Annotated in this window: 8 protein-coding genes; 3 read left to right on the plus strand and 5 right to left on the minus strand. The window is 69.9% G+C overall.

Annotation, left to right across the window (positions count from 1 at the left end; translation table 11 throughout):
- Both HR086_RS42640 and HR086_RS42645 read right to left on the minus strand, forming a co-directional pair.
- Positions 1-1,217, minus strand: a 1,217-nt coding sequence (locus HR086_RS42640) for a M56 family metallopeptidase (RefSeq protein WP_174468499.1), incomplete at its 3' end; no start/stop codon positions are given.
- Positions 1,214-1,612, minus strand: a complete 399-nt coding sequence (locus HR086_RS42645; protein ID WP_141641690.1) for a BlaI/MecI/CopY family transcriptional regulator — start codon at positions 1,610-1,612, stop codon at positions 1,214-1,216. The genes HR086_RS42640 and HR086_RS42645, both read right to left, overlap by 4 nt.
- A 402-nt stretch (positions 1,613-2,014) precedes the next feature.
- Here HR086_RS42645 and HR086_RS42650 point away from each other — a divergent pair, with 402 nt between their 5' ends.
- Both HR086_RS42650 and HR086_RS42655 read left to right on the plus strand, forming a co-directional pair.
- On the plus strand, positions 2,015-2,938 hold the full coding sequence (locus HR086_RS42650) for a hypothetical protein (protein ID WP_174455922.1): 924 nt from the start codon (positions 2,015-2,017) through the stop codon (positions 2,936-2,938).
- Positions 2,939-3,000: 62 nt separating this feature from the next.
- Positions 3,001-3,648, plus strand: coding sequence for a hypothetical protein (locus tag HR086_RS42655; protein WP_174455921.1), 648 nt, complete (start codon positions 3,001-3,003; stop codon positions 3,646-3,648).
- 62 nt (positions 3,649-3,710) lie between these two features.
- On the opposite strand, the gene HR086_RS42660 is transcribed toward HR086_RS42655, so the two are convergent.
- Complete coding sequence (locus HR086_RS42660) at positions 3,711-4,535, minus strand: sterol desaturase family protein (protein ID WP_174468500.1); 825 nt, start codon at positions 4,533-4,535, stop codon at positions 3,711-3,713.
- A gap of 254 nt (positions 4,536-4,789) precedes the next feature.
- Here HR086_RS42660 and HR086_RS42665 point away from each other — a divergent pair, with 254 nt between their 5' ends.
- Positions 4,790-5,122 carry a hypothetical protein gene (locus HR086_RS42665; protein ID WP_246137061.1) on the plus strand — a complete coding sequence of 111 codons (333 nt, stop codon included), beginning with the start codon at positions 4,790-4,792 and terminating at the stop codon, positions 5,120-5,122.
- 10 nt (positions 5,123-5,132) lie between these two features.
- Here HR086_RS42665 and HR086_RS42670 read toward each other — a convergent pair whose 3' ends face one another.
- Both HR086_RS42670 and HR086_RS42675 read right to left on the minus strand, forming a co-directional pair.
- Complete coding sequence (locus tag HR086_RS42670) at positions 5,133-6,275, minus strand: hypothetical protein (RefSeq protein ID WP_174455919.1); 1,143 nt, start codon at positions 6,273-6,275, stop codon at positions 5,133-5,135.
- Positions 6,276-6,294: 19 nt separating this feature from the next.
- The coding region (locus tag HR086_RS42675; protein WP_254626704.1) for a VWA domain-containing protein at positions 6,295-7,649 on the minus strand (1,355 nt) is incomplete at its 5' end.

Here is a 7,649-nt window from a genome sequence, read left to right on the forward strand (position 1 = left end):
CGCGGGCTCGGCGGCGCGGGAGGCTCGGAAGCCTCGGGCGGCGCGGGGACGGCGGCGTTCGCGACGCCCGGCCTGGACACGTCGGAGGTGGGGGCCTGGCCCAGCACCAGCGACGTCAGGGGCGCGGCCACCGCGAGGCTGCTCACGAGCGTCAGCACCGACGCCCCCGCGACCCAGCGGGAGGAGCAGCGCGGCGCGGGCGGAGAGACCAGGCGGCGCACGCGCTCGGGCAGCGAGCCGCCCAGCGCGGACATCGCGTGGCTCGGCTCCGACGAGGGCAGCACCCGCAGGGACTCCAGCGCCGTGAGGGCCCGAGCGTAGGAGACGGAGTTGCCGCTGGCGCTCACCGCCACGTCGTCGCAGCAGTGCTCGCGCTCCACGCGGATGACGTTGGACATCCACCGCACGGCCGGGTGGTAGAAGAAGAGCGTCTCCACCACCACCTGCGCCAGGTTCACCGCGAAGTCATGCCGGCGGATGTGGGCCAGCTCGTGCGCCAGCACCATCTCCAACTGACGGGTGGGCAGGCCGGAGAGAGCGGACACCGGCAGCAGCACCACCGGAGACAGCCAGCCCACCGTCGAGGGCACGTCCACCTCGGTCGTCTGGAGCAGCCGCACCGCGCGAGAAAGGCCCAGGCGACGCGACAGCGTGTCGAGCCGCTCCTGCCACTCGTGGGGCGCGGGCAGGGCACGGCGCGCGAGCCGGCGCAACTGCACCCACTCCGCCGTCAGCCGTCCGGAGCTCAGGCCCACGCCCGCCACCCACGCGAGCACCACCCAGCGCAACAGGTCCGCCAGTGACTCGCGCACCCGCTCCACCACCAGCGTCAGCAGGCCCGCGGGCTCCATGCGGGTCCAGTCGGAAGTCGCGGCCCGCGCGGGCTCGCGCTCGGAGACCCCGGTGTGAGCGGAGCGGTCCCACCGCGCCATGGCCCGGGTCCGCGCCGCGACGAGCGACTCCTGGCGGAGGTCCCGCGTGGACACGGCGTGCTCGGCCGCCCGCGTGGCGCGTGCTTGCGTCGCGTGCCGCCACCCCGTGGCCACTGGCAGCACCACGGTCAGCACCAGCGCGCCACACGCCAGCGCATACCGCGCGTTGGCCGCGCGCCGGCCCACCGTCATCAGCGCGACCGCCAACCCCAGCGCCACCAGCGTGCCCTGCCAGAGCGAGTGCACCAGCGCCCATCCCATCGACTCCATCACCAGGCTGCTCATTCGTCCGCTCCTTCCATGGAATCGAGCAACTGGCGCAACTGGGCCAGCTCCTCCGGGCTCGTCTTGCGCGAGGACAACGCCTGCATGGCCAGCCGGGCCGGAGAGCCGCCGAAGGCGCGCTCCACCAGGTCCGTCACCAGCTGCCGCTGCGTGCGCTGCTCCGTCGCATGGGCCCGGTACACGTGCGCGCGCTGGGACTCGTCGCGCGCCACCAGTCCCTTGTCCGTCATGATTTGCATCAGCTTCAGCACCGTCGTGTAGCCCGTGGCCTCCGCCGGCTCTCGCCGGTGAAGCGCCTCGTGCACCTCTCGCACCGTGCTGTCACCGCGCTCCCACAGCACCCTCAGGATGGCCAGCTCGCCATCCGTGGGGCGCGGCAGCTTCGACTCGCTCATGGCTTCCTCGCATCCAGCATCCACGAACTCATCATACGAATGGGTTCGTAGATGTCAACGAAGGTCTTCGTAGATGCTCCCCGTGACGTCGGATTCGCTCGGGAAGTGCGGGCCAGTCCTCAGCCTGGGAACGAGAGGCCTCACTTCCGTGCCTGCCTGCTCCCGGGATTTTCCCAGGAGGAGAAGTCATCGCCTTTTCGAGTCGGAAGCGTCGTTCCCACCGAGGGGAACGCGAGTTCCACGCAAGGGGCCCTCGCGTCGCGCCTGCTCGGCCTCCAGGGAGGTGGGTTCGTCGGCGTGGAGGCGACCTGACACGTCCCTCGCGTGGCACATCCGGTGAAAAAGGTCCCCCCGACACGAGTCATCCCGGCTCGAGAAGACGAAGCAGGACGGGGCAAGAAAATGAAGGCGTTGAGCGGTTGGATGGGTGCGGCGTGTGCCGCCGTGGTGGGGCTGGCGGGTGTGGCGGAAGCGCATGATTTGACGTGTTCGAAGCTGGTGAACGGGCAGTCCTCGGTGCAGGTCACGACGTATCCCTTCACGGCGAACTTCAGCTTCCAGGTCAACAACATCCACCCGACGTTGCCGTCCATCTTGTTGACGGCGGCGGACCCGCTGCTGGTGTTGGAGGGCTTCTCCTTCATCCCGCCGCCGCCGGTGGTGATTCCGGTGGGCCAGTCGGTGACGTCGAACTTCGCGCTGACGATCAACAGCTACGACGACTGCCGGACGCTGGCGCTGCTCGATGGGCTGGTGGACGACCACATCGACAACGTGTTCACCTCCGGGTTCGACCTGGGCTCCTCGCTGTGCACCGCGCGCATCACCTGCGTGCAGCCGCCGCCGGAAGTGTGCACCGCGACGCGGACGCTGGGCTTCTACAAGAGCCACATCTCCGCGGTGCAGCAGTGCCTGGCTGGCGGCCCCATTCCCCTGGGCAGCATCGGCATCGTCGCCACGCTGCCGGGCGCGGAGGGCCTCCTGTGGGGTGACCCGGCGAAGTATCCCATCACCGGCCTGCCGCGCAGCCAACTGGACCGCATCCGCTTCCTGGTCGCCCGTCAGATGCTGGTGGCCACCTGCAACCAGCGCCTGTTCGGCGGCCTCACCGTCCCGCCCAACCTGCTCGCGCTCGTGCTGACCGCGCTGGGCTCCGTCGACTGCACCACGCTCGAAACCCTCAACACGCAGTTGGACGCGTACAACAACTCCTGTGACGCCGGTGCGTTCCCCGGTGGCTTCGACCCGGGCCCCGCGACGCCCCAGGCCGCCCAGGCGCTCGCCGTCGACTTCACCATTCCCACGGGCCTCATCTGCATTCCCTGAGCCCCGTTCCACACACACCTTCCAGACATCGATTCACTCAAAAGCTTTCGAGGAGACACGTCATGAAGAAGTTCCTGCTGTCCACGCTGGGGGCCTCGGCCCTCGTGCTCGCCGCCTGCAGCGGTGATGACTCCGTCCCGTTCCCGGGCGACGACCCGGGTGTGGAGACGCCCGTGCCTGGTGGTGAAGACCCCGCTCCGGGTGGTCAGGACCCGGGCCCCGTTCCCGGCGGTGAAAACCCCGGCCCCACCCCCGGCGGCGGGCAGGGTCCCGGCACTCCCTCCACGCAGAGCTTCGAGCTGCGGGTGAGGGGCGAGGGCCTCGCGGACTACACCTCGCTGAAGGTGCCCGTCTCCGACGTGCTCATCACCACCGCCGAGGGCAAGCCCGTGCCGGTGCAGGTGATGTCGAACATGCTGGAGCTGGCGACGCCGGGCCACTCGCCGCTGGCCGCGCGCTTCACGGTGCCGCCGGGCGTCGACAAGGTCAAAATCACCGTGCACTTCAACGCGCTGGGTGACTTCGCCCGGAATGGCGCTCAGGCGTCGGAGCTGGACGCGCGGGTGGCGCCGGTGACGTTCGAGGCTCGCGTGAGGGACTTGTCCGTGCGTGGCCGCGCGGTGCTCGTGCTGGACATGGCGCGCTCCATGGTGGCGCTGCAGAAGTCCAACTCGACGCTGATGCTGCCCAACGGCTCGGTGAAGTACTAGCCGCGTCGGGCGGGTGAGCTCTTCCGGCGAGCCTCTTCAGGAGGCTCGCCGCTTCCCTTCGTCTACGGCTCGCCGCCCACTCGCGCCGAAGCGTCTTCCGGCTGCGTGCCCTGGCCTTCCTTGCCCTGCCAGAAGCGGCGCGGGTGGTCATCACCGCGCGTGCCGTTGGAGAGCTTGTCCACCCACGGGTAGCGCTTGGCCTCCTCGGCGGTGTAGCCCAGGTTGAAGACGGTGGGGCTCTTGGGCTTCTCACCGGCCTTCGAATAGAAGGTCCCGAAGAGGCGGTCCCAGAAGTAGTTGGTGATGCCGTAGTTGCCCTGCTCGTTGTGGTAGTGGTGAGACAGGTGCAGGCGCTTGATTTCTTTCAGGAAGCCCAGCTTCGGCGTGTAGTTCAGGTGCTGGATGCAGTGGCAGAACTCATAGAAACACGTAATCACCATCGCCCAGCCCAGCGCCGCCGCCGCTCCTGACCTCCCGCCGATGAGATAGCCGATGGGCGCGATGACGCCGCCCACCGTCGGCAGCACGTTGGCCAGCGCGCCGAAGAGCACGCGCAAGTCATTGGGGTCCTGGTGGTGGTCGAAGTGGATGCGCTTCCACGTCGCCGCGGTGAAGGGCGTCTTATAGAGGAAGCGGCTGTGCAGGATGTTCTTGTGGACCAGGTACCAGCCGAACGGGAACACCACGCTCGCGGCCAGCATGGCCAGCAGCATGCGCACCGGGTTGTCGAACCACTTCACCGCGTACACGAGGCTGACGATGCCCACGGTGATGTAGGCCAGGACCGCGTAGTACGTGAAGAACGAGTAGACGAGGTCGCCCAGCGTCATCCGGTCCAGGTTGTGCTTCCGGTGCTTCAGAAATGAAAAGGGTTCGCTGACCGCCACGGTATCCCTCGCAATTGGACGCTGCCCGCCCATGCGGCGTCGCTGTGAGTAGCAGGGGCCCGGCACCCTTGCGCCACAATCATCCGGCCTGCTTTTACGTTTTTCTGCGATGCAAGAGAAGCACCGCTGCTTGCCGGTCCGCCGGCTGGGTGCCTGCCCTCCCGCCTGGATGGGGGCCGAGTTGAGCGGCGGACTTCCCCGACAGGAGACCACGGCCCACTTTCGACGGAAGGGATCAGCGCGTGGAGGCTCCCATGGCGGAAAAGGCAGGGGAAGACAAGTCGCGAGGGAGCAGGGCCCGGGGGCAGGCAGCGGTGGCGCGGAGCGTGGAGCCGGCGGACCGAGGGACACTGGCCCTACGTCGGACCACCTCGGAGTACCGAGCCGCGGCGGAGGAGCAGGCGGCGCGGGTGCGCGAGGAAATCGAGGCGGCGCTCATCGTCGCGCGAGACACGCGAGAAGCCATCGAGCGGAGAATCGCCGACGAGCTGCACGCGCCCCCCGGCAGCTTCCGGGCGAAGACCCAGCGCAAGCAGCCGGCCCGCGTCGCCGTGCGCAAGACGCGGAGCAAGGCCAAGAAGAACTAGGGGCGCGGTGTCAGCTCCGCAGGCGCGTGGCCTCGGAGGTGGGACGCGGCGTGTCCTGCGCGTCCTCGGGGGCGGGAGGTTGGGTGGAGTCGTCACCCAGGCCCTTGAGTCGTCGCGCGAGCTGCGCGGCCTGCTCGCCCTTGGAGCCCAGCTCATGGCCCTGCACGCCGATGAAGGACACGCGGGCGCGCTCCAGCAGCGCCACCTGCGCGTGGAGCTGGGCGAACAGCCGCTCGCGCTTGCGGCTCAGGGCATCCAGGTGGTTGAGCTCCTCGCCCAGTGAGGACGCGGCGAGCTCCAACTGGCGCCGGGCGATGGTGTCCTGGATGGCGGCGGCGCGTGCTCGCAGCTCCTTCACCTGCGCGTCCACGTCATGGGCGACGACGGAGTCCAGCTGCGCGGTGAGCGCCGCGTGGGCCTCCGCGAGCGAGAAGCTCTCCGACGCCATCTTCTCCAGCACGCCCACCAGCTCCTGCCGCCCGGTGCTCGCGGGCATGCGCAGCACCGCCGTCTTGCACTGCTGGTACAGCCCGAGCGCGCGCGCGGCCAGCTCCCGCGCCTCGCCCTTGAGCGTGTCGCCGAGCGCCAGGCCCCGGGCCTCCACCGTGTCGGTGTGCAGCACCAGGTGCGAGGGCAGCGTGCCGATGCTCCAGAAGAGGGCCACGCAGGCGAAGCCGACCACCAGGGACACCAGGTTCATGTCGCCCAGGAAGCGGGCATCCAGCACCTGCTGCACGTACAGGCCCACCGGGGCGAGGATGCCGGCGGCGGCGGCGCTCGCGGCGACGGCGGTGGAGCTTCCCGCGGCGTCACGGCCGTTGCCGAGCCACGTCACCAGCGCCGCGGCGATGCAGGCCGCCAGGCTCTGGGGCAGCGGGTGGGGCGCGGAGAAGAGGAAGGGGAAGACGGGCAGCACGGTGAGCGCCGCGCGCAGGCCCAGCCCGTAGCCCTTCAGGGGCCTCGCGGCGGCGAGCGCGGCGGCCACCACCGCGAAGTAGCCCGGCTCCAGCGTCAGCCGGACGATGGGCGTGAAGGGCTCCCAGACGCGCAGCGCGAGCGCCGCGAAGATGCCCATGCAGGCTCCTCCCCCCAGCGCGCGAAAGGTGCGGGATTCAAACTCCTCGCGGTGGAGGAACTGCAGGGAGAGGGCCATGGGGGCTGCACCGTCCTGACTAATAGGCGTTGTTCTCGCCGAAGTTCTTCATCGTCTTCTTGTAGAGGTTCAGCGACTCGCGGCGAACGTCACCGTCATTCGACGCCCGCCCATAGGCTGCCTCTGTCTGGTCCAGCTCCGCAAGCTCCCCCGACAGCGCGGAGGGGGACGAGCCAAAAAGCTTCTTGGCGTTGCCCAGCAGACCGACGGCGGCCTTCCGGTTGCCCCGCTTCATCTCCTCCACGGCGGCGCGCATCTGCTGGGTACCCAACGCTCGCACCGCGTGCACGCGCACGTCCCGGTCCAGGTGGGCGCGCACCAGGGCGGCGTCCTCGGTGACCTGGGCGGTCAGGGGCAGCGTCGCCTCCGCCGTCGCGTCGCGGGCCACGTCCAGGTAGCGCACGGTGGCGTCGAGCAGCCGCATGGGCTCGGTGGAGGCCGTCGCTCTCAGCGTCAGCTTCACGACGACACGCACGGACTGCGCGCTGGCCAGGTCGTACAGCGGCACCTTCACGACGTTGCCCTCGCGGGTGGTGGGCAGGCCCATGACCTCCACGTCGCGAACGCCCGGGGGCAGGGTCAGCCGCAGCTCCACGCGGCGGGCGACGGTGCTGGTGGCCTGGTCCAGCTCTCGGGAGAAGACCTCCGCCAGCCGGGCGGAGTTGTCGATGAAGCCGGAGAACCCGCCGCCCTGCTCGGCCATGCCGCGCATGAGGCTGGCCTGGAAGTCCTCGCCCACGCCGAGCGCGCTGACGGTGATGCCCTCGTCGCGCAGGCTGCGCGTGAGGTTGAAGAGCTCCGGCTCCGTCACGAAGCCCGTCGTCGGCTGGCCGTCACTCAGCAGGATGGCGCGGCTGACGCGGTACTGGGCGAGGTGGCCGCGCAGCGCGGTGGCCGCATCGGAGAGTCCGCCGCTGATGTTGGTGGAGCCATCCGCGCGGATGGCGCTGATGGCGGCGAGCAGCTCCTCGCGGAAGGCGTCCGTGACGAGCCGGCTGGCGATGACCTTCGTGTCGGTGCCGTAGTGGATCAACGCCAGACGGTCCTCGGGGGTGAGGCGGCTCACCAACTCGGCGGCGGCGCGCTTGGCGTCCGTGAGCTTCTGCCCCTCCATGGAGCCGGAGCGGTCCACCACCAGGGCCATGTTCACCGGGACGCGGCGTCCGCTCTCGATGGGGCGGGCCTTGATTTCCATCCACGCGAAGGCCTCGCTGGCGCCCGGCTGGACATAGGCGCCGGACAGCTTTCCGGAGAGGGTGAGGGCGCCATCGGAGGGCTGGGCGACGATGAGCGGCAGCACGGCGGTGGCCGGCTGCTCATCCGGCTGGGCCACGGTGTGGCTGGTGTCGGTGACGGGCGGCGGAGGGGGAGGCG

It is taken from the genome of Myxococcus sp. CA039A (assembly GCF_013336645.1).
Classification (GTDB): domain Bacteria; phylum Myxococcota; class Myxococcia; order Myxococcales; family Myxococcaceae; genus Myxococcus; species Myxococcus llanfairpwllgwyngyllgogerychwyrndrobwllllantysiliogogogochensis.